This is a genomic window from Streptomyces sp. NPDC006733 (assembly GCF_040636125.1).
GTDB lineage: Bacteria > Actinomycetota > Actinomycetes > Streptomycetales > Streptomycetaceae > Actinacidiphila.
In genome coordinates this window covers 78,934-101,956 of the sequence record NZ_JBEYJD010000006.1, presented here as the reverse complement: position 1 = coordinate 101,956, position 23,023 = coordinate 78,934, and the positions used below count along the sequence as shown (strand labels likewise).

Here is a 23,023-nt window from a genome sequence, read left to right as displayed (position 1 = left end):
CATGTCGATCGACCACCGCCTCGCCCCCGAGCACGAGGAACTGCGCCGCACCGTCGAGGCGTTCGCGCACGACGTGATCGCACCGAAGATCGGGGAGTTCTACGAGAACCACGAGTTCCCGTACGAGATCATCCGCGAGATGGGCCGGATGGGCCTGTTCGGCCTGCCCTTCCCCGAGGAGTACGGCGGCATGGGCGGCGACTACCTCGCCCTCGGCATCGTCCTCGAGGAGCTCGCGCGGGTGGATTCGTCCGTCGCCATCACCCTGGAGGCGGGCGTCTCGCTGGGCGCGATGCCGATCTTCCGCTTCGGCACCGAGGAGCAGAAGCGCGAGTGGCTGCCGCGGATGTGCTCCGGGGAGATCCTGGGCGCGTTCGGGCTGACCGAGCCCGAGTGCGGGTCCGACGCCGGCGGCACCCGCACCACCGCCCGGCTGGACGAGGCGACGAACGAATGGGTGATCAACGGCAGCAAGTGCTTCATCACCAACTCCGGCACGGACATCACGGGTCTGGTCACGGTCACCGCCGTCACCGGCCGCAAGGACGACGGACGGCCGCTGATCTCGTCGATCATCGTGCCCTCCGGCACGCCGGGCTTCGGCGTCGCGGCCCCGTACTCCAAGGTCGGCTGGAACGCCTCCGACACCCGTGAGCTGTCGTTCTCCGACTGCCGGGTCCCGGCCGCGAACCTGCTGGGCGAGGAGGGCCGCGGCTACGCGCAGTTCCTGCGGATCCTCGACGAGGGGCGGATCGCGATCTCGGCGCTGGCCACCGGGCTCGCCCAGGGCTGCGTCGACGAGTCGCTGGCGTACGCCAAGAGCCGGCAGGCGTTCGGGCGGCCGATCGGCGCCAACCAGGCGATCCAGTTCAAGCTCGCCGACATGGAGATGCGCGCCCACACCGCCCGGCTCGCCTGGCGCGACGCCGCGTCCCGGCTGCTCGCCGGAGAGCCGTTCAAGAAGGAGGCGGCGCTGGCGAAGCTGTACTCCTCGGAGATCGCGGTCACCAACGCGCGGGAGGCCACGCAGATCCACGGCGGGTACGGCTTCATGAACGAGTACCCGGTGGCCCGGATGTGGCGGGACTCGAAGATCCTGGAGATCGGCGAGGGCACCAGTGAGGTGCAGCGGATGCTGATCGCCCGCGAACTGGGCCTCACCGGCTGACAGGCTGAGTGCCTGACCGGCAAACGGCCTCACAGGCTGACGGCCTGACCGGCAATCGGCCGCACGGGCTGACGGCCTCGCCGGCTGACAGCCCCACGGGCCCACGGCCTGCCGGCGGCACACCGGCCCGGTCGGCGGACGGTCACCTGGACCGTCCGCCGGACCGTCCGCCGCCGGCGGGCTCAGTCGGTCGGCCAGGACACCTGGGGCGAGCGGTAGAAGCCGATGCCCAGCGCCGTCCAGCGCGGGCCCTGGGCGGCGAGCCGCACCTTGTAGGTGTCCCACTGGTGGGTGGCCGCCGGGGACCAGCCGATCTCGGCGATGCCCGGCAGCCGCGGGAACGCCATGTAGTCGAGGTTCGCGCTGGTCACGAGCGTCTCGGTCCACATCGGAGCCTCCACACCGAGGACGGCGGAGGCGGGCGCGCCCTTGACGAAGGTCGCGGGGTCCCAGTTGTAGGAGTCCTTCACCTCGACGTAGCCGGCCCAGGCCAGGCCCAGCGGCGTGGACGCGTTGTACTTCATGTCCAGGTAGGCGCGGTTGGCGGGCGAGAGGATCAGCCGCATACCGGCCTTGGCCGCGTCCGCGACCTCCTTCTCGCTGCCGTTCGTGCCCCAGTACTGGCCGACGGCCCCGGGCACCGGGTGCGCGCCCGCCAGCTGGTGCCAGGCGAGCACGGTCTTGCCGTACTTCGTGACGAGCGGCTGGACCTTGTCCATGAACGTCACGTAGTCGGCGTGGCTGGTGGAGTGCGCCTCGTCGCCGCCGATGTGCAGGTACGGGCCGGGGGTGAGGGCGGCCAGCTCGCCCAGCACCTGGTCCGCGAACCGGTAGGTGACGTCCTTGGACACGCACAGCGAGCTGAAGCCGACGTTGGTCCCCGTGTAGAGCGGCGGGGCGGTGCCGGAGCAGTTCAGCTCCGCGTAGGAGGCGAGGGCCGCGTTGGTGTGGCCCGGCATGTCGATCTCGGGCACCACCGTCAGATAGCGGCTCGCTGCGTAGCGCACGATCTCCTGGTAGTCGGCCTTGGAGTACCAGCCGCCGGGCCCGCCGCCGACCTGGGTGCTGCCGCCGTAGGTGGCCAGCCGCGGCCAGGAGTCGACGGCGATCCGCCACCCCTGGTCGTCCGACAGGTGCAGGTGCAGCTGGTTGATCTTGTACAGGGCGAGCTGGTCGATGTACCGCTCGACCTGCGCGACCGAGAAGAAGTGCCGGGAGACGTCGAGCATGCCGCCGCGGTAGGCGTAGCGCGGCGCGTCGGTGACGGTGCCGCCCGGCACCGTCCAGGGGCCGCTCTGCACGGTGCGCTTCTCGACCGCGGCGGGGAGCAGCTGGCGCAGCGTCTGCACGCCGTGGAACAGCCCGGCGGCCTGTTCGGCGCCGAGGGTCACCGCCTGCCCGGAGACGGCCAGCCGGTACCCCTCCGCGCCGAGCGCGACGGCGGTGTCGCGGGGCGCCCCGGCGTCGGCCGCCGGCGCGCCGGCCGACGTGCTGCGGGCCGCGGCGCCGACCGTCGCCCCCAGCTTGAGGGCGATGCCGTCGCGGTCGCCGCCGTCGGCGACGACGGGCAGCGGATAGCCGGTGGACGGCCGCAGGATCGCGGCGAGGTACTCCCCGATCCTGCGCACCTCGTCCGAGCCGGACGGCACGTGGATGCGGGTGCCGGCGCCGACGGTGTAGGGGGCGCCGCCCGCCTGCACGGACGCCGGGGCGGGGACCACCCGCTCCAGCACGGCCGCCGAGGCACCGGCCGGGCCGTCGGCCGCGCCGACCGTCGCGGCCGACGGCGCCGAGGCCCAGCCGGCGGCGCCGATGAGCAGCAGCGAGCACAGGATCTGCGGCAGGTCCTTCCGGACGCTGGGTCGTCTCACCGGGGGAATCCCTTCAGCGGGAGGCGGAGTAACGCTGCCCCTTGGGTACCGCGCGCACCCGGAGTGGTCAAGGTGTAGACCAATTCCCCACGCTGATGGCTCACCCGGATCAACGTTCTGCCCGAAATCGGGCAGGATTCTTGCAAACGGGAGATGATCACACCAGTATCTACGGATGCCCGGCCGCCAGACGTCCCACGAGGACCTCGTCGATCACCTGGTTCGCACCACACCGCTGCACCGCGGTGAGGCGTCCCGGGTGATTCAGGACGTGCTGGCGTACTTCGACGAGACGACCGAGCTGTACGTCCGCCGTCGCCACCGCGAGCTGCAGGCCAAGGGCCTGGTCAACGCGGTGATCTTCGAGCGGATCACCGAGGAGCTGCCGTACCGCGCGGTGGCCCCTCCGGAGCTCTCCCTGCGGCAGCTGCGCCGCATCGTCTACGGCTGAACGACGCAACGAACGAGCGGCCGAACGGCTGAACCACCGAGCGGCCCGCTCACCACATCTGCATCTTCGGCGCCCCGCGTGCGGGCGGGGCGCCACCAACGGACACACGACGGAGAGGGACGACCATATGTGCGGGATCGTCGGATACATCGGTAAGCGCGACGTGGCTCCACTGCTGCTGGAAGGCCTGCAGCGGCTGGAGTACCGGGGCTACGACTCGGCGGGCGTCGTCATCACCGGAAAGTCCGGGGTCCTCAAGACCGTCAAGGCCAAGGGCCGGGTCCGCGAGCTCGAGGCGCGCATCCCCAAGCGTTTCACCGGCACCACCGGTATCGCGCACACCCGGTGGGCCACGCACGGCGCTCCGAACGACGAGAACGCGCACCCCCATCTTGACGCCGACGGCAAAGTCGCCCTCGTCCACAACGGGATCATCGACAACGCCGACGACCTGCGCGCCAAACTGATCACCGACGGCGTGGAATTCACCTCCGAGACCGACTCCGAGGTCGTCGTGCACCTCATCGGCCGCTCGCAGGCCGACACCCTGGAGGCCAAGGTCCAGGAGGCGCTGCGCCGCATCGAGGGCACCTACGGCATCGCCGTCATGCACCAGGACTTCCCCGACCGCATCGTCGTCGCCCGCAACGGCTCGCCGGTCGTGCTCGGCATCGGCGACAAGGAGATGTTCGTCGCCTCGGACGTCGCCGCGCTGGTCAGCCACACCCGCCAGGTCGTCACCCTCGACGACGGCGAGATGGCCACCCTCAAGGCCGACGACTTCCGCACGTACACCACCGAGGGCTCCAGCACCTCGGCCACGCCGACCACCGTGGAGTGGGAGGCCGAGTCGTACGACATGGGCGGCCACGACACGTACATGCACAAGGAGATCTCCGAGCAGCCCGACGCGGTCGACCGCGTGCTGCGCGGCCGCATCGACGACCGCTTCTCCACCGTGCACCTCGGCGGCCTGAACCTCGACCCCCGTGAGGCGCGCAGCGTCCGCCGGATCAAGATCCTCGGCTGCGGCACGTCCTACCACGCGGGCCAGATCGGCGCGCAGATGATCGAGGAGCTGGCCCGCATCCCCGCGGACGCCGAGCCCGCCTCCGAGTTCCGCTACCGCAACCCGGTCGTCGACCCCGACACCCTCTACATCGCGGTGTCGCAGTCCGGCGAGACCTACGACGTGCTCGCCGCCGTCCAGGAGCTCAAGCGCAAGGGCGCGCGGGTGCTGGGCGTGGTCAACGTCGTCGGCTCGGCGATCGCCCGCGAGACGGACGGCGGGGTGTACGTGCACGCGGGCCCCGAGGTCTGCGTCGTCTCCACCAAGTGCTTCACCAACACCGTGGTCGCCTTCGGGCTGCTCGCGCTGCACCTCGGCCGCATCCGCGACCTGTCGGTCGCGGACGGCAAGCGGATCATCGCCGGGCTGCGGAAGCTGCCGGCGCAGATCGCCGAGATGCTGGAGGGCGAGGCGGAGATCGAGAAGCTGGCCGCGGAGTACGCGGGCGCCAAGTCGATGATGTTCATCGGGCGCGTGCGGGGCTACCCGGTGGCCCGCGAGGCCTCGTTGAAGCTCAAGGAGATCAGCTACATCCACGCGGAGGCGTACCCGGCCTCCGAGCTGAAGCACGGTCCGCTGGCGCTGATCGAGCCGGCGCTGCCGACGGTGGCGATCGTGCCGGACGACGAGCTGCTGGAGAAGAACCGGGCGGCGCTGGAGGAGATCAAGGCGCGCAGCGGGCGGATCCTGGCGGTGGCGCACCAGGTGCAGGAGAAGGCGGACCACACCATCGTGGTGCCGAAGAACGAGGTCGAGCTGGACCCGATCCTGATGGGGATCCCGCTGCAGCTGTTCGCCTACCACACGGCGAAGGCGATGGGCCGCGACATCGACAAGCCGCGCAACCTGGCGAAGTCCGTGACGGTGGAGTAGGTCCTGCGGACGGCTTGAGCGCGCGGAAGGCGGGGCCCGGAGGATCCGGGCCCCGCCTTCCGTCGTGGATGTCCTACGGGATGACGATGACCGGGCGCTGGGCCCTGCGGGCCAGGCGGCCGGCGACCGAGCCGAAGATGCGGCCGATCAGGCCCTGCGTGCCGCCGACGACGATGGCGTCGGCCTCGTACTCGCGGCCGACCTCCTCCAGTTCGTGGCAGATGTCGCCGCCGCGCTCGACCAGGATCCACGGGACCTCGGCGAGGTGGTCGGCGCAGGCGAGCTCCAGGCCCAGGACCTCGGTCCTGTGGTCCGGCACGTCGACGAAGACCGGGGGCTCGCAGCCGGCCCAGACCGTGGCCGGCAGGCGGTTGGCGACGTGCACGATGATCAGCGCCGAGCCCAGGCGGCGCGCCATGCCGATCGAGTACGCGAGCGCCCGCTCGCTGGAGACCGAACCGTCGAAACCGACGACGACGCCGTGCCGGAAGGCCGGGTCGCAGGACGAGCGCAGCTCTGGGGCCGCTTCGGGGAGCGACGCCGATTCGGCGAGCGGCTTGCCTTCAGCGGGCTCATAGTGCTCATAACCGGCCATGATGCGGTTTCTCGGCAAGGGCGGCGCGGGGAGCGTGCCGACCGGTGGACAACGGCGGTCACAGCGGGGGTCGCTGCGTCTTCGGTAATACCCTGTCGGGGGCCGTGGGGCTGACCGGTTTCGGCCAGTTCGCGGGCTTCCGACCCTGATGACTCCAGAGTACGGCGGAGACGTATCCCTGCACAGACTCGTCAAGCCTCCGCGGGCGTCCCGCACGCGGAGTTTCCGAGAGAATGCCGGAGCCCGGCCCTGAGCGCAACGTCGCGCCGCCATCCGGCGGGGCGAATCCGCGCGACCGGAGCGGCCGGTTCGGGCACCCCGCCCCGCAGCGGCTCCAGCGCGACTCCGGCCCGGCCCCACCCCGGCTCCGGCCCCACTCCGCCGCCCCTCCCGAACGGCTCCAGAACGGCTCCGGGCCGCCTCCGGTTCCGCTCCACGGCGGGTCGAGGGCGCCACGAGACCCCCCGTAACCCTCCCCGGCGCCGCTCCCGCGACACCCCGGACCTGGGCGGGGCACCTCGGCCCGCGGTCGAGGGCATGAACCCCGTCCGCCGCGCAAACCAATTCCCTGCGACACCGTCGCGATCAAGACACCCGCCCTGCCCGCGGGTGGCAAATGGCCCGATAACGCCTCGCCGACGCCGCCGACCGCACGGAGCGCGCCGGGGCGGTTGGCTGGCCAGGGGGCGCACAACGGGGCGCCGTTCGGGGGCGCGTGTGAGCACACCTACGTTTTTCGGCCAACTTCTGGCCGTACTACCCCTGTTGGCAAAAGCCCCGGAAGACACGCCTGCCACCTGCAATGAAACGGTTTCAGGGGGCGTGGGGGGCTTCGTAGGCCACCGCGGGAGCCAGAGGCGTACTTCCCAGCGGGCCCGGTGAGTGGAACGCTTCGTGATCGAATGCTTCACGCCACGTGGTCAAGTCGACTTAGCGCCAGGTGGTGAAGTATTCACAACTGCCTCACCGGACACACCAAACACAGTAGATTCGATCTTGGAAAATATGGCGGGGGAAACGTGCAGGACCGAGGGGCCGCGTCGATCGAGGGGGGCTTGAGCTCCATGATGAGCCAGGAGTCCAGGACCGGTACGGCGATGGAGAACCTGTCGCCATCCGCCGGGTCCTCAGCAGCGTCAGCGTCGTCCCGCGCCACTCGCAAACTGTCCGCGCGGCGGCGTGCCGAAGTCGTCGCCGTGCTGCTGTTCAGCGGCGGGCCGATCTTCGAAAGTTCCATCCCGCTCTCCGTGTTCGGCATCGACCGGCAGGACGCGGGCGTGCCCCGCTACCGGCTGCTGGTCTGCGCCGGCGAGGACGGGCCACTTCGCACCACCGGGGGTTTGGAACTCAGCGCCCCCTACGGGCTCGAAGCGCTCTCGCGGGCCGGCACCGTGGTGGTGCCCGCCTGGCGCTCGATCTCCCAGCCACCACCTCCCGAGGCCCTGGACGCACTGCGCCGGGCCCACGAGGAGGGCGCCCGGATCATCGGCCTGTGCACGGGGGCGTTCGTACTGGCCGCCGCGGGCCTTCTGGACGGTCGCCCGGCGACCACCCACTGGATGTACGCGCCCACTCTGGCCAAGCGCTATCCCTCCGTACATGTGGACCCCCGGGAGCTGTTCGTGGACGACGGAGACGTACTGACCTCGGCCGGCACGGCGGCCGGAATAGACCTCTGCCTGCACGTCGTGCGCACCGACCACGGAGCCGAGGCGGCGAACGCGCTCGCCCGGCGGCTCGTGGTGCCGCCGCGGCGCAGCGACTGGCCGTCCAGCCAGCGCCACCTCGACAGGTCATTACCAGAGGAGATCGGTGGCGACCCGCTGGCCGAGGTCGTCGCCTGGGCGCTGGAGCACCTCCACGAGCAGTTCGACGTGGAGGCGCTGGCGGCGCGCGCCTACATGAGCCGCAGGACCTTCGACCGGCGGTTCCGATCGCTGACCGGCAGCGCCCCGCTGCAGTGGCTGATCACACAGCGGGTGCTGCAGGCGCAGCGGCTGCTGGAGACGTCCGACTTCTCGGTGGACGAGGTGGCGGGCCGCTGCGGCTTCCGCTCCCCCGTCGCGCTGCGCGGGCACTTCCGCCGCCAGCTCGGGTCGTCGCCCGCCTCCTACCGGGCCGCCTACCGGGCCCGGCGGCCGCAGGACGACCCGGAGCGGCCACCAGCGCCGACCGAGCACCTGCCGCCGCGCAGGGGCGTGCCGCCGCAGATCCTGACGGTGCCGGGCAAGCCCGACTCCGACGTGTACGCCCCCCGCGTGCCCGAGCAGAGCCGCATGGACGGCACCGACGGGATCATGAGGGGACGGCTGCGCGCGGAGCGCATCGCCCGCGGCCGCAACCCGGCTATGCCTGGTCCACGCGATCGCCCCTTAGGGTGAGACCCATGAACGACCGCATGGTGTGGATCGACTGCGAGATGACCGGGCTGTCCCTGGCCCACGACGCGCTCGTCGAGGTGGCCGCACTGGTCACCGACTCCGAGCTGAATATTCTCGGCGAGGGGGTGGAGATCGTCATCCGCCCGCCCGCCGAGTCCCTGACGACCATGCCGGACGTCGTACGCGAGATGCACACCGCCTCCGGGCTCCTGGAGGAGCTCGACGGCGGTGTGACCCTCGAGGAGGCCGAGAAGCTGGTGCTCGACTACGTGCGCGAGCACGTCTCCGAGCCGCGCAAGGCCCCGCTGTGCGGGAACTCGGTCAGTACCGACCGGGGCTTCCTCGCGCGGGACATGCCGTCCCTCGAACAGCACCTCCACTACCGGATCGTGGACGTCTCCTCCATCAAGGAGCTGTCCCGCCGGTGGTACCCCCGGGCGTACTTCAACAGCCCGGAGAAGAACGGCAACCACCGCGCCCTGGCGGACATCCGCGAGTCCATCGCGGAGCTGCGCTACTACCGCGAAGCCGTCTTCGTGGCGCAGCCCGGCCCGGACACCGACACCGCCCGGGCCATCGCGGCCAAGCACGTCCTGGCCGCCGAATAGCCTGAGGCGAGCACCCTCCCGGACCCTGTATGCTTCTTCAGGTCGGCGCCGAGAAGCGCCGGACATGGTGGGTGTAGCTCAGTTGGTAGAGCACCTGGTTGTGGTCCAGGTGGCCGCGGGTTCAAGTCCCGTCACTCACCCTGAACGACGAGGGCCCGGTCTGCGAAAGCAGGCCGGGCCCTCGTCATGTCCCGGGACCGACGGGGACGAAGAGGACCGCGGGGGCGCCGGAGCAGCGTCGGCCGCCCCGGCGCGGTGTGGCCGACATCACACGATCAGGTGATCCCCGCGGCGCTCACGCCGAGTCGCGCCGCACCAGTTCCGTCGCGAGCACCACGTGCCGCCGCACGGCCGTGCGTTCCGCGATCTCCTCCAGCAGGACGCGGGCCATGGTGCGGCCCATCTCCTCGATGGGCTGCCGCACGCTCGTGAGGGCCGGGTCCATGTGGCGGGCGATGACGGAGTCGTCGAAGCCGACGAGGGCCACGTCGTCGGGGACGCGCCGGCCCGTCTCGCGCAGCACCTGGAGCGCACCGGAGGCCATGACGTCGGAGGCCGCGAAGACGGCGTCCACGTCCGGGCGCCGGGCGAGCAGCTCGCGCATCGCGCGCCGGCCGCCCTCCTCGGTGAAGTCGCCGCGGGCGACGAGCGACGCGTCGTCCCCCAGCCCGGCCGCCGCGATGGCCTGGCGGTAGCCGTCGACGCGGCAGCGGGCGACGTACATGTCGACCGGGCCGGCGATGGTGGCGACCGCGCGGCGGCCGCGGCCGAGCAGGTAGCCGACGGCGGAGCGGGCACCGCCGACGTTGTCGGAGTCCACGTAGGAGACGGATTCCAGGTCGGAGCGCCGGCCGTTCAGGACGGCGGGCATGTCCAGCTGTTCCAGCAGGTCGGGCAGCGGGTCGTCCTCGTGCACCGAGACCAGCAGGACGCCGTCGACCCGGTGGGCGCTGAGGTACTGGGCGAAGCGGGAGCGCTCCTTGGGCGTGCGGATCAGCGTCAGCAGCAGCTGCATGTCGGTGTCGGCCAGCTCGGCGCCGACGCCGCGGATGATGTCGGAGAAGTACGGCTCGGCGAAGAGCCGGGTCTCCGGTTCCGGGATGACGAGCGCGATGGCGTCCGTCCGGTTGCCGGCCAGCGCGCGGGCGGCGCGGTTGGGCACGTATCCCAGCTCGGCGATGGCGATCTCGACCGCGGCCTTGGCCCGGTCGCTGACCCGGGGTGACCCGTTGATGACCCGCGAGACCGTGCCGCGGCCCACACCGGCGCGTGCGGCGACCTCCTCCAGCGTGGGCCGTCCGCTGTGCCGACCGTTCACGGTCACTTCCGCCTCCCCGACATGACTGACGCGCCATCCTAGGCGCTCGGACGCCCTCGACGTGAGAGCGCTCCCACAATCCCTCACGATAGCGGGCGTACCGCGCCCGATTCGTTCAAGAAGTGATCGAAGGTCCGCCCCGGACACGTTCCGGCAACGAAATGGACTTCATCTCTTGACACTTCACCCCCTGAGGCACGAATGTTCCGGCAAGCCTACGTGGGAGCGCTCCCACAATCTCGTCGTCATCCGAACGTCAGAACGAACGTCAGCACCACCCTGGACAAGGAGATGGAATGCGCACTTCCAGCGGCACTCGTGCCCGCAGAACCGCACTGATCGCGGTCGCGGGGCTCGCGACCTGCGCGACCCTGATCACCGGCTGCAGCAGTGACAGCGACTCGGACTCGGGGAAGAAGAGCACCGGCACCGAGAACATCACCCTGCACGTCGGCGACTTCGGCTCGTTCGGTTACGACGACAAGACGGGCGCGGCCCTGTTCTCGGAGTACCACAAGCTGCACCCGAACATCACGATCGTCGAGGACAACGTCGCCGACGGCCAGAAGTACTGGGACGCGCTCAAGCTGCACCTGTCGCAGGGCAGCGGCCTGGCCGACATCCAGGCGATCGAGGTCGGCTTCATCGCCGAGGCGACCGCGACCCTCGGTGACAAGTTCGTCGACCTGGGCAAGGCGCAGGGCGTCGACACCACCAAGTGGCTCGACTGGAAGGAGAAGCAGGCCACCACGAAGAGCGGCCAGGTGATCGGTCTCGGCACCGACGTCGGCCCGATGGCGGTCTGCTACCGCAAGGACCTCTTCCAGCAGGCCGGTCTGCCGGCCGACCGCGAGGCCGTCGCGGCGCTGTGGGCGGGCGACTGGGCGAAGTACATCGCGGTCGGCAAGCAGTTCAAGGCGAAGGCCCCGGCGGGCGTGGCGTTCACCGACTCCGCCAGCGGCGTCTTCAACGCGGTGGTCTCCAGCCAGGCGCAGCAGTACTCCGACGACCAGGGCAAGCTGATCTACGACACCAGCCCGGGTGTGAAGAAGGCCTGGGACCTGGCCGTGGAGGCGGCGCAGCAGGGCCTGAGCGGCAAGCTGCGGCAGTTCGACGACAAGGGCACCTGGAACGCGGCGTTCAAGAACTCCAAGTTCGCCACGATCGCCTGCCCGAGCTGGATGACCGGCATCATCAAGGAGCAGGGCGGCCCGGCCAACGCGGCCAAGTGGGACGTCGCCGCCGCGCCCGAGGCCGGCAACTGGGGCGGTGCCTTCCTGTCCGTTCCCAAGGCGGGCAAGCACACCGCCGAGGCGACCGCGCTGGCCGCCTGGCTGACCGCGCCCGAGCAGCAGGCGAAGGTGTTCGCCAAGAACGGCAACATCCCGTCGACCAAGGCCGGCCTCGACTCGCCGACCGTGACGGGCGCGACCAACCCGTACTTCGGCACCGCGCCGATCGGCAAGGTCTACACCGCCACCGCGAAGAACGTCACCCCGGCCCCGATCGGCCGCTACGACGGCCAGGTGAAGACCTACATCACCGACAACGGGATCCTCGACATCGAGCAGCACGGCACGTCCAAGGAGAAGGCGTGGTCCAACGTGCAGGCGTTGGTCAAGGACAAGATCGACCAGTAGCCGGCGGGGCCGCCCGGCAGTGACCACTCCTGCCGGGCGGCCCGCCTTCACGACCCCGCTCAGGTCGTGGCCGACGGTCCCGACCGTGACCGGCCCCGACCGAACGAGACCGACCGCCTGACCCGACCGGGAAGGACGCCACTCGTGGCCACCTCCGTCAGGGCGTCGGCCGACGGCAGTCCGCCGCCGGCCCGTCCCGTCCCCGCCTCCGCACCGCCGGGCACCCCCGGCTCCCCCGCCGGCCCCTCCTGGCGCTCGCGGCTGTACCGCCTGGACCTCAAGGCGACGCCGTACGCCTACATCGCCCCGTTCTTCATCTGCTTCGCCGCGTTCGGGCTCTTCCCGCTGATCTACACGGGCTGGCTCTCCTTCCACCAGGTCGAGCTGGGCGGCGACGCCCAGTGGCGCGGCTTCGACAACTACACCCGGCTGTGGGACAGCGAGTTCTTCTGGAACGCGCTGCGCAACACGTTCTCGCTGGGGGTGATCTCCACCGTCCCGCAGCTGCTGATGGCACTGGGCCTGGCCCACCTGCTGAACTACAAGCTCCGGGGGCGCGGCTTCTTCCGGGTGGCGGTCCTGGCCCCGTACGCGACCTCGATCGCGGCGGCCTCACTGGTCTTCGTGCAGCTCTTCAACCCGGACTACGGGATGGTCAACCAGCTGCTGAGCCACTTCGGGGTGGACCACATCCAGTGGGAGGCCGACAAGTGGCCCTCCCAGATCGCCATCTCGACGATCGTCACCTGGCGCTGGACGGGGTACAACGCGCTGATCTACCTGGCGGCGATGCAGGCCGTGCCGGGCGACCTGTACGAGGCTGCCGCGCTCGACGGGGCGTCGCGCTGGCGGCAGTTCATCAACATCACCATCCCCTCGATCCGCCCCACCATCCTGTTCACGATCATCGTCTCGACGATCGGTGCCACCCAGCTGTTCGGTGAACCGATGCTGTTCGGCGGCGGGTTGGGCGTCAGCGGCGGATCGGCGCACCAGTACCAGACGCTCAGCCTCTACATGTACGAGAAGGGCTGGCAGAACGGCGCGCTCGGACAGGCGTCGGCCGTCGCCTGGGTCATGCTCCTGATCCTGCTGCTCGTGGGCGCCATCCAACTGATCATCACGCGGGTCAACCGCAGGAAGCTGGGGGGCTGACCTCATGGCACACGCAGTCGCCGACCGGAGCGCCCGCCGGGCGGGCACCGGTCCCGCCGCTCCCCCGCCCAAACGCCGCCGCTTCCGGGCCCGCGCGGGCCGGCAGGACCACGCCGGACCCCTGACGTACGTGATCCTGGTCTTCGCCGCGCTGGTCTCGCTCTTCCCGCTGTACTGGACGATCGTCGCGGCCTCCAGCACCGACACCCAGATCGTGCAGCCGCCGACCGAGCTGCTCCCCGGCAGCCACCTGATCGACAACCTGAAGATCGCCTGGGACCAGGTCCACATGGGCCAGGCACTGATCAACTCCACGATCGTCGCCGGCTTCGTCTCGCTCAGCACGGTGCTCTTCGCCACGCTGGCCGGCTTCGCCTTCGCGAAGCTGCGCTTCCGGGGCCGCAACGGGCTGCTGACGCTGGTGGTCGCCACGATGACGATCCCGCCGCAGCTCAGCGTGATCCCGCTCTACCAGATCATCACCGATCTGGGGTGGGTGGGCCGGCTGCAGTCGGTCATCCTGCCGTCCCTGGTGGCGGCCTTCGGGGTGTTCTTCATGCGGCAGTTCCTCGCCGAGGCCCTGCCGATCGAGCTGATCGAGGCGGCCCGGGTGGACGGGGCGCACAGCCTGCGCATCGTCTGGCACGTGGTCTTCCCGATCGCCCGGCCGGCCATGGCGGTGCTGGGGATGCTGGTCTTCGTCCAGTCCTGGAACGACTTCTTCTGGCCGTTCATCGCACTGAACCAACAGAACCCCACCGTGCAGGTCGCGCTGGCCGGCCTCGGTTCGGGTGACCACACCATCGACCACGCGGTCGTCCTGACCGGCGCGCTGATCGCGACCGTGCCACTGCTGCTGGTCTTCGCGCTGCTCGGCAAACACATCGTGGGCGGCATCACCGCCGGCGCCGTCAAGAGCTGATCCTCTCCCGCCGGCCCACCCGCCCACCCGTCACACTCATCCTTTGGAGTGCCCCCGTATGACCGCTGTCCGTCCCGAGACCGCATCCACCGGTCTGCTCCGCTTTCCGCCCGGCTTCGTCTGGGGCGCGGCCACCGCCGCCTACCAGATCGAGGGTGCCGTGGCCGAAGACGGCCGCACCCCCTCCATCTGGGACACCTTCAGCCACACCCCGGGCCGGACCCACAACGGCGACACCGGCGACATCGCCGCCGACCACTACCACCGCTTCCGCGACGACGTCGCCCTGATGTCCGACCTCGGCCTCGGCGCGTACCGCTTCTCCGTCTCCTGGTCGCGGGTCCAGCCCACCGGCCGGGGACCCGCCGTCCAGCGCGGCCTGGACTTCTACCGCGCGCTCGCCGACGAGCTGCTGGCGAAGGGGATCACCCCGGTCGCGACCCTCTACCACTGGGACCTGCCGCAGGACCTGGAGGAGGTCGGCGGCTGGACCGTGCGCGACACCGCCGAGCGGTTCGCCGACTACGCCGCGATCATGGCGACCGCGCTCGGCGACCGCGTCCCGTACTGGACCACCCTCAACGAGCCGTGGTGCTCGGCCTTCCTCGGCTACGGGTCCGGGGTGCACGCGCCCGGCCGCACCGAGCCGGAGTCCGCGCTCAGGGCGGCCCACCATCTCAACCTCGCCCATGGACGGGCGATCGGGGTTCTGCGCTCCACACTCCCCGCTACCGCGCAGACCTCGATCACCCTCAATCTCCACCAGGTGCGCCCGCTCGACGGGTCGCCCGCCGCGCTGGACGCCGCCCGCCGGATCGACGCCGTCGGCAACCGGGTTTTCACCGGGCCGATCCTGCACGGCGGGTACCCGGCGGACCTGCTGGAGGACACCGCGCACATCGTCGACTGGCAGTCCCTGGTGCACGACGGCGACCTCGCCGAGATCTCCCGCCCCATCGACCTGCTGGGCATCAACTACTACACGCCCACCGTCGTCTCGGGCCCGCTGCCCGCGCAGGACGGCGCCGACGCCACCCGCTTCGACGGCCACGGCGCCAGCGCGCACTCCCCCTGGCCCGGCTCCGAGGAGGTCGCGTTCCACCTCCCGCCGGGCGAGACCACGGCGATGAGCTGGGCCGTCGACGCCAGCGGGCTCTACGACCTGCTGCGGCGCACCGCCGAGGAGAACCCCGGCCTGCCGCTGATGGTCACCGAGAACGGTGCCGCCTTCGACGACTACGTCTCCCCCGAGGGCACGGTCAACGACCCCCGGCGGATCGACTACCTGCGCGGCCATCTCGCCGCCGTGCACCGTGCGATCGAGGACGGCGCGGACGTCCGCGGCTACTTCCTCTGGTCGCTGATGGACAACTTCGAGTGGTCCTACGGCTACAGCAAGCGGTTCGGCGCCGTGTACGTGGACTACGCCACCCAGACGCGCATCCCGAAGGCGAGCGCCCACTGGTACGCCGACGTCGCGCGCACGGGTGAGGTCACGGAGCCCGACGCTCCGTAAGGGACGCGGGGGGTGCGGCGGTTCGAGGGTGCTGTCGCAGCCCTTCGCACAGCAGCGGCCCACCGGCGGGAGGCTCCGCCGGTGGGCCGCTGTGCGTGGTGCGCTGCGTCTCTGCGTCGCTGGGTCGCCGCGATCAGTTGACGGCGGAGAACGCCTTGGTGAAGGCCAGGTCGCCCTGGACGATCGAGCTGCAGCTCGCGTCGGCGTAGTTCTTCGCGCCGCCGGGGCACTGCTTGTCACGGGTCGAGGACCACATCGACAGCCAGCCCAGGCCCTTGGCCTTGGCGAAGTCCACCAGCTGGGTCGCGTCGTCGACCTTGAAGATCTCGGTGTTGACGTCGTTCACACCGATCATCGGGGTGACGGCCACCGCCTTCCAGGCGGCCGCGTCCGACAGTCCGAGCACGCTCTTGACCTGCGCCTGCGTGGCGGTGGCCGCGTCGATCGCGTACTGGCCCATGTCGCCGGAGAACGAGGCCCCGTAGTCCATCGCCATGATGTTGACGGCTGAGACGCTCACGCCGTTCTTCTTGGCGTCCGCGAGCAGGTTGATGCCATCCTGCGTCAGGCCGGTCGGCATCGCGGGCAGGGTGTACGAGACGTCGAGACCGCTGTGGCTCTTCTGCAGTGCGGCGATGGCCTGCGCGCGGCGGCTGTTGGACGCGGTGTCCGGCAGCGCGCCGCCCTCGATGTCGAAGTCGACCTTGGTCAGCTTGAACTGGTCGACGGCCTTGCCGTACGCGGCCGTCAGGTCGGCGACCGAGGTGCAGACCGTGCCCAGCTCGGAGCCGGACGCGCCGCCGAAGGAGACGCGGACGTCGCCGCCCGCCGCCCGCAGCGCGCCGATCTGGCCGGCCACCGTGTCGGCGCCCAGCTCCGTCACGCCGCCCCACTTGGGGGTGCAGCCGCCGCCGGAGGTGATGAAGGCGAGGTTGTACTGCTTGACGCCGGTGCTCTTCGCGGTGCCGACCATGTCGTAGGCCGGGTACAGCGAGGTGTCGATGTACGGCGAGAAGCCCGCGCCGGCGACCGGGGTGGGGTTGCCGCCGGTCTTGGTCGGGGTGGGCGTCGGTGTGCTGGTCTTCGTCGGCGTCGGCGTCGCGGTCTTCGTCGGGGACGGCGAGGCGGTGGGGCTCGCGGTCACCGTCGGCCGGCCGCTGGGCGTGGCGGTCGGGCCGCTGTCCACCGAGCACTTGGCGTCGTTGATCAGGCAGTTGACGGGGTCGGCGGCGGTGCCGGCGGACGCCGCCACGAAGCCGACGTCCACCTTCGCGCCCGGCGCCACGGTGGCGTTCCAGCTCTCCGGCGTCACGGTGATGTGCTGGCCGCTCGCGGTGGCCTTGCCGTTCCACAGCGAGCTGAGCGTGGTGCCGGCCGGCAGGTCGAACGACAGGGTCCAGCCGGCCAGCGCCGTGTCCGAGGAGTTCGTGATCTCGTACTGGCCGGTGTAGCCCCCGGTCCAGCCGCTCGTCTTGGTGTAGGCGGCGCCGACCGGCGCGGCACTCGCCGACCCGGCCAGCGCGAAGGCGCCTCCCGCCACGACGCCCGCGGCGACGAGGCCGCCGATCGCCTTGGTCTTGAGCCCGGGTCGACGGCGGTGCGTGCTGGCCATACCGGCCTGCCTTTCGTGGGGGGCGGGGTGCGGCACGACGCTAGCGCGGGCGGAACGGACAAAAGCCCTGACCAGAGCGGGGGTTGAGGTTCTTATGGCGCGCTTAAGGGAGGGATCACGACGGGTTAATGGTTCAGACCACTGGCGCCGGACTTCTGCCCCGGCCTGCGACGGCGGCGTGGCACACGGTGACCGCGGCCGGACTCCCCCGAGCCGGGGCGCAGCGCCAGCCAGACCCGGACCTCGGTGCCGCCGAGCACGGAGTGGCCGATGGTGATGTCGCCGCCGGTGGACTCCGCGACCCGGCGCACGATGTCCAGGCCCAGGCCCGTGGAGCCCGGCCCGCCGTCGCCCTGGCCGCGGCGCAGCGCGGCCGCGGGGTCCTTGATGCCGGTCCCGGCGTCGGAGACCAGCACGATCACGGCGTCCTCGCCGTTGTGCATGTCCACGGAGAAGGCGGTGCCCTCCGGGGTGTGCCGGAAGACGTTTCCGAGCATGGCGTCGAGCGCGGCGGCCAGCTCGCCGCGCGCCACCGGCACCCGGACCGGCCGGTCCACCCCCGCCGTGCGCGCCTCGCGCCCCTGGTCCTCCGCGAGGGCGGACCAGAACGCCATCCGCTCGCGGATCACCTCGGCGGCGTCGCAGCCGGCCACGACCGGTGCGGTGCTCTGCTGCTCGCGCGCGGTGCGGATGATCGTGTCGACCTCGCGCTCCAGCTGCGCGACGGCCTCGCGGGTCTGCTCGGCGACGGGCCCGTTCCCCAGTGAGGCAACGTTGAGGCGCAGCACGGTGAGCGGGGTGCGCAGCCGGTGCGAGAGGTCGGCGGCCAGCTCGCGTTCGTTGGCCAGCAGCTGGACGACCTGGTCGGCCATGGCGTTGAACGCGACCGCCACCGAGCGCAGTTCCGACGGCCCGGCCTCCGAGACCCGCACGCCGAGGTCGCCGCGGCCGAGCGCGTTGGCCGCGCTCGCCAGCCGGCCCGCCGGGCGCACCATCCGGGTGCCGAGCCGGTCGGCGATGGCCACCGAGCCGACGATCAGGCCGATGCCGACCGCCGCCAGCACGAGCCACGCGGTGGCGACGCCGCGGGAGATGTCGCTGTCCGGCACGTAGACCTCGACGACCGCGACCGTGCCGGAGCTGACGGCGTTCGGCTGCAGCAGCGCGTAGCCGCCGCGGACCCCGACGGTGGAGGCCCGGCCGCGGCTGGAGGCGGCGTCCATCGCGGCGCTGGAGGAGCGGTGCCTGCCGATCTCGACCGGGGCGGAGCCGGCGGTGGCCGGCACTCGCAGCGCCATCCGGCCGTCCGCGCCCGCCTGGGTGGAGGCGAGCGCCCGCTCCAGCTGGACGCGGTCGGTGGTGATGGCCAGCGCGGGGCCGATCGCGGCGGCCTGCCGCTCGGCGTTGGAGAAGGCCCGGTCCCGGGCCAGCTCCTTGACGACCAGGCCCAGCGGTACGGCGAACGCGACGACGACCATCGCGGTCACCGCCAGGCACACCTTGACCAGCAGCCATCTCATGCGGGTGGTTCCAGCTTCACCCCGACGCCGCGCAGGGTGTGCAGGTACCGGGGCCGGGCGGCGGTCTCGCCCAGTTTGCGGCGGAGCCAGGACAGGTGGACGTCGATCGTCTGGTCGTCCCCGTAGGACTGCTGCCACACCTCGGCGAGCAGTTCCCGGCGCGACACCACGACCCCGGGGCGCGAGGCGAGGAAGGCCAGCAGGTCGAACTCGCGGCGGGTCAGGTCCAGCGCCGCCCCGTCGAGCTCCGCCCGCCGCCTGCGCACGTCGATCCGCAGGCCGCCGACCGCGAGCCGCGCGCTCTCGTCGGGCGTGGCCTCCCGGCCGCGCGCCCGGCGCAGCACGGCGGACATCCGGGCGGACAGGTGCTCGACCGAGAACGGCTTGACGAGGTAGTCGTCGGCGCCCGCGTTGAGCAGCCGGACCACCTCCGCCTCGTCGTCCCGGGCGGTCGCGATGATCACCGGGACGTCGGTGATCCCGCGCAGCATCTTCAGCGCCTCCGACCCGTCCAGATCGGGGAGGCCGAGATCCAGGATCACGACGTCGAAGCCGACCTGCGCCACCTCGCGCAGCGCCTCCAGAGCCGTGCCCACACTGCGAACGGTGTGGGCCGCCTCGGTGAGGTGCCGGATGAGGGCGGAGCGCACGAACTGGTCGTCCTCGACCACGAGCACACTTGCCATGGCCGCACGGTAGCCCATTCGGGGCACGCGGTACGGGTCCGTCCGCTTACCGCCCGCGCGACGCCCCCCTTTACCCCCCTCGCGGCCGCTCTACCGCATTCGCGCACATCAGGACGGGGTTCAGGGCCGAGCGCCCGGTTCGGACGCCCGTGCGGCAGGATGTGCCGATGCAACGAGGACTGCTCCACGCCGGCGCCTGGACACTCGCGACGACCGCCGCGATGACGATGTCGTGGTTCGGGGTGCACTCGGTGCTCACCGGTACCGCCTACGATCCGCCGCGCGCGCTGCCGGTCTCCGACGCCGTCGCCGGCTCCTCCGCGCGACCGGTGGCCTCCTCCACGCACCGGCCGAAGCCTGCGCCGTCCACGACCTCCCCCGCACCGGCCGCGCCGCCCGCCACCCGGCCCGCGACGAAGGCGCCGTCCACCCCGCCCGTGCGGCCCCCGGGCGCCTCGCACGACGCCTCCACCGGCAACGCCACCGGAAACGTGCACAGTTACAAGGTCGAGGGCGGCCGGGTCGTGCTCGACCTCGGACCGTCCTCGGCGACCCTCGTCTCGGCCACTCCCGACTCGGGCTGGGCGATGAAGGTCTGGAAGCTGGACGAGTGGATACGGGTGGACTTCACCGGCAGCACCGCCACCTCGTCGGTCTTCTGCACGTGGAACGGCCACCCGCCGACGGTGGAGATGTACAAGGCCTGACGGACGGCATCCGGTCGGCGCGGTTCACGGGATCACGTTCGCGCGGATCCCGTCCGCGCGGTTCACGTTCGCGCGGTTCACGGCATCCGGTCGGCGCGGTCAGCGGAAGACCGACTCCGGCGGGGCCGGCGACCGGGCGGCCGTCGCGTCGGTGACCGGGGCGGCGCCGCCCGCGAAGTCGGCCAGCGGGCGGCCGTGTTCGACGCGGCCGGGGTGCGGGTCGGAGGCGACCCGGCGGGTCAGCTCGGCGATCGGCAGCTCGGTGTCGGCGGCCAGCAGGATGGCGTTGCCGAAGCGGCGGCCGCGCAGCACGGCGGGGTCGGCGCTGACGCAGACCTCGGCGAAGGCCGACCGGACGGTGGCGATCTGGGCGCGCAGGAAGCCGAGCGCACCGCCGTCGGCGAGGTTGGCCGCGTAGAAGCCGCCGGGGCGCAGCGCCCGCCGTACCTCGTGCAGGAACTCCGTGCTGGTCAGGTGGGCGGGGGTGCGGGCGCCGCCGAAGACGTCGGCGATGACCAGGTCGGCCCAGCCGTCGGGGACCTTGCCGAGCCCGGCCCGCGCGTCACCGCCGCGCACCTTGATCCGCCAGGTCCTGTCCCACGGCAGCTCGCGGCGGACCAGCTCGACGAGCGGGCCGTCGAGCTCCACGGCCTGCTGCGTGGAGCGCGGCCGGGTCGCGGCGGTGTACCGGGCCAGGGTGAGCGCTCCGCCGCCCAGGTGGAGCACCTGCAGCGGGCGTCCCGGGGGCGCGATCAGGTCGATGACGTGGCCGAGCCGGCGCTGGTACGAGAAGTCCAGGTACGACGGGTCGTCCAGATCGACGTGCGACTGCGGGGCTCCGTCGATCAGCAGCGTCCAGCCGCGCGGCCGCTCCCGGTCCGGGACCAGCTCGGCCCGCCCGCCGTCGACGGCGGCGGCCACCGCTTCCCTGGCCTGCGCCCTTCCGCCCTGCTTCTTACCTGCCACCCGACCAGTATCGGCCAGGGGACGATCAGACGCCGCCGGCCAGCCGGATCGTGCGGGCCGCCTCGCCGAGCGCCGCCCGCAGCACGACCGGGTCGGTGGCGGTGATCCGGCCGGGCCCGCTGTCCGGCGGCACCAGCCAGCCGGAGCCCTCCGCCGCCGGCTCAGCGCCGATCGAGAAGCCGCGCCCGTTGCTCCGCGTACACGAACTGCCGGGCAGGTCCCAGCCGTCGGCGGTGCCCTGCGGCACCAGGAAGCCGATGCCGTCCCCCGCGTCGTCGTGCAGCACCGGCCCCACGCCGGTTCGCAGCCGCAGGATGTCGACGGCCTCCAGCCCCTGCTGGACCGGGACGGTGACGAGGTCGCACGGCGGGGTCGACGGCGGCAGCTCGCTCCGCTCCGGACTCGGTTCGTGCCGATCGGTGTGCAACAAGGGAAACCCTCCTCGCGGGCGGACGCAGCACCGCCCTTATGAGGTGTACAACGCTCTTCCGTGTCAACAGCTACGGCCCTTTAACGCCGCAAGGGGTGGCATTTCATGGCAGTTCCTGGGTGAGATATCCCTTTTGTAGGCAAACTCTTGGTATCTGACCTGTCACAGCGGGTACCGTCGTCGCGCCCGTCCGCACCAGGAGTCCGCCATGGCTTCACCGTCCTCCAGTCCCGATCCAGCCCGACCCGCCACCATGGCCAACGCGGCCTTCCGGCAGTTGCGCGGAGACCGTTCCCCCAACGAGTTCGCCGCGGCGGTACGCCGTGCGGCGCGCGAGATCGGTGAGCAGGTCAGCTGCGACGCCCGGTACATCGGGCGGGTGGAGGCCGGGGAGATCCGGTGCCCCAACTACGCCTACGAGCGGGTGTTCCGCCACATGTTCCCCGGCCGGTCGCTGGGCGACCTGGGCTTCGCACCCCGCGAAGCGGTACGGGGCGGCAGGCGCGGCGGCCCGCCGCCGCAAGAGACGTACGAAACCGAGTTCGAGGAGAGCGACGTGCTGCGTCGCGTGTTCATGACCGGCGGCCCCGCCGTCGTGGCGACCGCCCTGGTGTCCGACCCGCGCCGGGTCGGCGTCAACGACGTCCGCGCCGTCGAGGAGGCCGTCCGGCACATCCGGCTGCACGACGACCGGCACGGCGCGGCCGGCCTGTTCGAGCAGGCCGGCCAGGCCCTGCGGACCGCCTACCGGCTGCTCGACGAGGGCGCCTACAGCCAGTCCGTGGCCGACGGCCTGTACGCCGGAGCGGGCGAACTGGCCGTCTCCGTCGGGTGGCTGGCCCACGACTCCGGCCGGTTCGCCGACGCCCGCTCCTACTACGCCGAGGCGCTCGCGACGGCCCGCGTGTCGGGCGACGCGGCCCTGGAGGCGCACGCGTTCTGCAACACCGCCTTCCTGGCCCGTGACGCGGGCCGGCCGCACGAGGCGGTGCGGGCCGCGCAGGCGGCCCAGGCGGCCGCCAGACGGCTCTCCTCGCCCCGGCTGCTGTCGCTGCTCGCGCTGCGCGAGGCGGGCGGCCGGGCGGGGCTCGGCGACCGCGCCGGGTGCGAACGGGCGCTGACGCGCGCCCAGTCCCTGTACGGCCGCGGGCCGTCGGACGCCGATCCGCAGTGGATGACGTTCTTCGGCGAGGCCGAACTGGCGGGCCTGGAGGCGCAGTCCTGGTCGGCGCTGGGCGACCACCGCCGCGCCGCGGACTCCGCGCGGCGCGCGGTGAGCCTCCAGGACCCGCACTTCGCGCGCAACATCGCACTCTACGGCGCCGAGTTGGCGGCGAACCTCGCCGCGGGCAACCGGCCGGACGAGGCGGCCGCGGCCGGCTCACGCGTCCTGGACCTCCTCGGCCGCGTCCAGTCCTCCCGCGTCCGGGCCCTGCTCACCACCACGGCCACCCGGCTGCGCCCCCACCACCGGACCGCGGCGGTGGCCGAGTTCCTGAACCGCCGGCAGTAGCGCCCGGCTCCCGGCGGGGGCG

At 71.8% G+C, this 23,023-nt stretch carries 19 protein-coding genes and 1 tRNA gene; 12 read left to right on the top strand and 8 right to left on the bottom strand.

Annotated elements, in window-relative coordinates; all coding sequences use genetic code 11:
- Window positions 1-7: 7 nt before the first annotated feature.
- Window positions 8-1,168, top strand: a complete 1,161-nt coding sequence (locus ABZ721_RS08010; protein WP_358787828.1) for an acyl-CoA dehydrogenase family protein — start codon at window positions 8-10, stop codon at window positions 1,166-1,168.
- 182 nt (window positions 1,169-1,350) lie between these two features.
- Here ABZ721_RS08010 and ABZ721_RS08005 read toward each other — a convergent pair whose 3' ends face one another.
- On the bottom strand, window positions 1,351-3,039 hold the full coding sequence (locus ABZ721_RS08005) for a beta-N-acetylhexosaminidase (protein WP_358787741.1): 1,689 nt from the start codon (window positions 3,037-3,039) through the stop codon (window positions 1,351-1,353).
- Window positions 3,040-3,214: 175 nt separating this feature from the next.
- Between ABZ721_RS08005 and ABZ721_RS08000 the strand changes: the two genes are divergently transcribed.
- Together ABZ721_RS08000 and glmS are read left to right on the top strand one after the other, a co-directional pair.
- Window positions 3,215-3,490, top strand: coding sequence for a hypothetical protein (locus ABZ721_RS08000; protein ID WP_358787740.1), 276 nt, complete (start codon window positions 3,215-3,217; stop codon window positions 3,488-3,490).
- A gap of 127 nt (window positions 3,491-3,617) precedes the next feature.
- Complete coding sequence (gene glmS / locus ABZ721_RS07995; RefSeq protein ID WP_358787739.1) at window positions 3,618-5,432, top strand: glutamine--fructose-6-phosphate transaminase (isomerizing); 1,815 nt, start codon at window positions 3,618-3,620, stop codon at window positions 5,430-5,432.
- A 73-nt stretch (window positions 5,433-5,505) separates the two neighbouring features.
- Here glmS and ABZ721_RS07990 read toward each other — a convergent pair whose 3' ends face one another.
- Complete coding sequence (locus tag ABZ721_RS07990) at window positions 5,506-6,027, bottom strand: universal stress protein (protein ID WP_358787738.1); 522 nt, start codon at window positions 6,025-6,027, stop codon at window positions 5,506-5,508.
- Window positions 6,028-7,124: 1,097 nt separating this feature from the next.
- Between ABZ721_RS07990 and ABZ721_RS07985 the strand changes: the two genes are divergently transcribed.
- The 3 genes from ABZ721_RS07985 to ABZ721_RS07975 all read left to right on the top strand — a co-directional run bounded on the left by ABZ721_RS07985 (window position 7,125) and on the right by ABZ721_RS07975 (window position 9,156).
- A complete protein-coding gene (locus ABZ721_RS07985) occupies window positions 7,125-8,408 on the top strand; it encodes a helix-turn-helix domain-containing protein (RefSeq protein WP_358787827.1) in 1,284 nt (427 codons plus the stop codon).
- Window positions 8,409-8,413: 5 nt separating this feature from the next.
- The gene (orn, locus tag ABZ721_RS07980) at window positions 8,414-9,016 is read left to right on the top strand and encodes an oligoribonuclease (RefSeq protein ID WP_358787737.1); all 603 of its coding nucleotides are present in this window, start codon (window positions 8,414-8,416) and stop codon (window positions 9,014-9,016) included.
- Between the two features lie 67 nt (window positions 9,017-9,083).
- Window positions 9,084-9,156: transfer RNA gene (locus tag ABZ721_RS07975), tRNA-His, on the top strand.
- A 155-nt stretch (window positions 9,157-9,311) separates the two neighbouring features.
- Here ABZ721_RS07975 and ABZ721_RS07970 read toward each other — a convergent pair.
- The gene (locus tag ABZ721_RS07970; RefSeq protein WP_358787736.1) at window positions 9,312-10,340 is read right to left on the bottom strand and encodes a LacI family DNA-binding transcriptional regulator; all 1,029 of its coding nucleotides are present in this window, start codon (window positions 10,338-10,340) and stop codon (window positions 9,312-9,314) included.
- A gap of 290 nt (window positions 10,341-10,630) precedes the next feature.
- On the opposite strand from ABZ721_RS07970, the gene ABZ721_RS07965 reads away from it, so the two are divergent.
- The 4 genes from ABZ721_RS07965 (at window position 10,631) to ABZ721_RS07950 (ending at window position 15,567) form a co-directional block, all read left to right on the top strand.
- Window positions 10,631-11,974 (top strand): ABC transporter substrate-binding protein, encoded by a 1,344-nt coding sequence (locus ABZ721_RS07965; RefSeq protein ID WP_358787735.1) that lies wholly within the window; start codon window positions 10,631-10,633, stop codon window positions 11,972-11,974.
- Window positions 11,975-12,118: 144 nt separating this feature from the next.
- A complete protein-coding gene (locus ABZ721_RS07960; protein WP_358787734.1) occupies window positions 12,119-13,129 on the top strand; it encodes a sugar ABC transporter permease in 1,011 nt (336 codons plus the stop codon).
- 4 nt (window positions 13,130-13,133) lie between these two features.
- Window positions 13,134-14,051 (top strand): carbohydrate ABC transporter permease, encoded by a 918-nt coding sequence (locus ABZ721_RS07955; protein ID WP_358787733.1) that lies wholly within the window; start codon window positions 13,134-13,136, stop codon window positions 14,049-14,051.
- Between the two features lie 58 nt (window positions 14,052-14,109).
- Window positions 14,110-15,567, top strand: coding sequence for a GH1 family beta-glucosidase (locus ABZ721_RS07950; protein ID WP_358787732.1), 1,458 nt, complete (start codon window positions 14,110-14,112; stop codon window positions 15,565-15,567).
- A 133-nt stretch (window positions 15,568-15,700) separates the two neighbouring features.
- Here the strand turns inward: ABZ721_RS07950 and ABZ721_RS07945 are convergent, their stop codons facing one another.
- The 3 genes from ABZ721_RS07945 to ABZ721_RS07935 form a co-directional block, all read right to left on the bottom strand.
- Window positions 15,701-17,179, bottom strand: coding sequence for a cellulose binding domain-containing protein (locus ABZ721_RS07945; RefSeq protein ID WP_358787731.1), 1,479 nt, complete (start codon window positions 17,177-17,179; stop codon window positions 15,701-15,703).
- Window positions 17,180-17,304: 125 nt separating this feature from the next.
- Window positions 17,305-18,699, bottom strand: a complete 1,395-nt coding sequence (locus ABZ721_RS07940; protein WP_358787730.1) for a HAMP domain-containing sensor histidine kinase — start codon at window positions 18,697-18,699, stop codon at window positions 17,305-17,307.
- Entirely contained in the window at window positions 18,696-19,385 is a 690-nt protein-coding gene (locus tag ABZ721_RS07935) for a response regulator transcription factor (protein WP_358787729.1), read from the bottom strand. Before ABZ721_RS07935 ends, ABZ721_RS07940 begins: the two co-directional genes overlap by 4 nt.
- A gap of 167 nt (window positions 19,386-19,552) precedes the next feature.
- Between ABZ721_RS07935 and ABZ721_RS07930 the strand changes: the two genes are divergently transcribed.
- A complete protein-coding gene (locus tag ABZ721_RS07930; protein WP_358787728.1) occupies window positions 19,553-20,092 on the top strand; it encodes a hypothetical protein in 540 nt (179 codons plus the stop codon).
- A gap of 99 nt (window positions 20,093-20,191) precedes the next feature.
- Here ABZ721_RS07930 and ABZ721_RS07925 read toward each other — a convergent pair whose 3' ends face one another.
- Window positions 20,192-21,058: a fused MFS/spermidine synthase gene (locus ABZ721_RS07925; RefSeq protein ID WP_358787727.1), complete on the bottom strand. Its 867-nt coding sequence runs from the start codon at window positions 21,056-21,058 to the stop codon at window positions 20,192-20,194.
- Window positions 21,059-21,083: 25 nt separating this feature from the next.
- Entirely contained in the window at window positions 21,084-21,443 is a 360-nt protein-coding gene (locus ABZ721_RS07920; protein ID WP_358787826.1) for a hypothetical protein, read from the bottom strand.
- Between the two features lie 253 nt (window positions 21,444-21,696).
- On the opposite strand from ABZ721_RS07920, the gene ABZ721_RS07915 reads away from it, so the two are divergent.
- A complete protein-coding gene (locus ABZ721_RS07915; protein ID WP_358787726.1) occupies window positions 21,697-23,001 on the top strand; it encodes a tetratricopeptide repeat protein in 1,305 nt (434 codons plus the stop codon).
- The last annotated feature ends 22 nt before the right edge of the window (window positions 23,002-23,023 follow it).

Coding starts and splice junctions, on each gene's coding strand:
- ABZ721_RS07985 (WP_358787827.1), top strand. CDS start 7,125: ATGGAGAACCTGTCGCCATCCGCCGGGTCCTCAGCAGCGTCAGCGTCG.
- ABZ721_RS07930 (WP_358787728.1), top strand. CDS start 19,553: ATGCAACGAGGACTGCTCCACGCCGGCGCCTGGACACTCGCGACGACC.
- orn (WP_358787737.1), top strand. CDS start 8,414: ATGAACGACCGCATGGTGTGGATCGACTGCGAGATGACCGGGCTGTCC.
- ABZ721_RS07965 (WP_358787735.1), top strand. CDS start 10,631: ATGCGCACTTCCAGCGGCACTCGTGCCCGCAGAACCGCACTGATCGCG.
- ABZ721_RS07950 (WP_358787732.1), top strand. CDS start 14,110: ATGACCGCTGTCCGTCCCGAGACCGCATCCACCGGTCTGCTCCGCTTT.
- ABZ721_RS07915 (WP_358787726.1), top strand. CDS start 21,697: ATGGCTTCACCGTCCTCCAGTCCCGATCCAGCCCGACCCGCCACCATG.
- ABZ721_RS07945 (WP_358787731.1), bottom strand. CDS start 17,179: ATGGCCAGCACGCACCGCCGTCGACCCGGGCTCAAGACCAAGGCGATC.
- glmS (WP_358787739.1), top strand. CDS start 3,618: ATGTGCGGGATCGTCGGATACATCGGTAAGCGCGACGTGGCTCCACTG.
- ABZ721_RS07940 (WP_358787730.1), bottom strand. CDS start 18,699: ATGAGATGGCTGCTGGTCAAGGTGTGCCTGGCGGTGACCGCGATGGTC.
- ABZ721_RS08000 (WP_358787740.1), top strand. CDS start 3,215: ATGCCCGGCCGCCAGACGTCCCACGAGGACCTCGTCGATCACCTGGTT.
- ABZ721_RS07990 (WP_358787738.1), bottom strand. CDS start 6,027: ATGGCCGGTTATGAGCACTATGAGCCCGCTGAAGGCAAGCCGCTCGCC.
- ABZ721_RS07955 (WP_358787733.1), top strand. CDS start 13,134: ATGGCACACGCAGTCGCCGACCGGAGCGCCCGCCGGGCGGGCACCGGT.
- ABZ721_RS07935 (WP_358787729.1), bottom strand. CDS start 19,385: ATGGCAAGTGTGCTCGTGGTCGAGGACGACCAGTTCGTGCGCTCCGCC.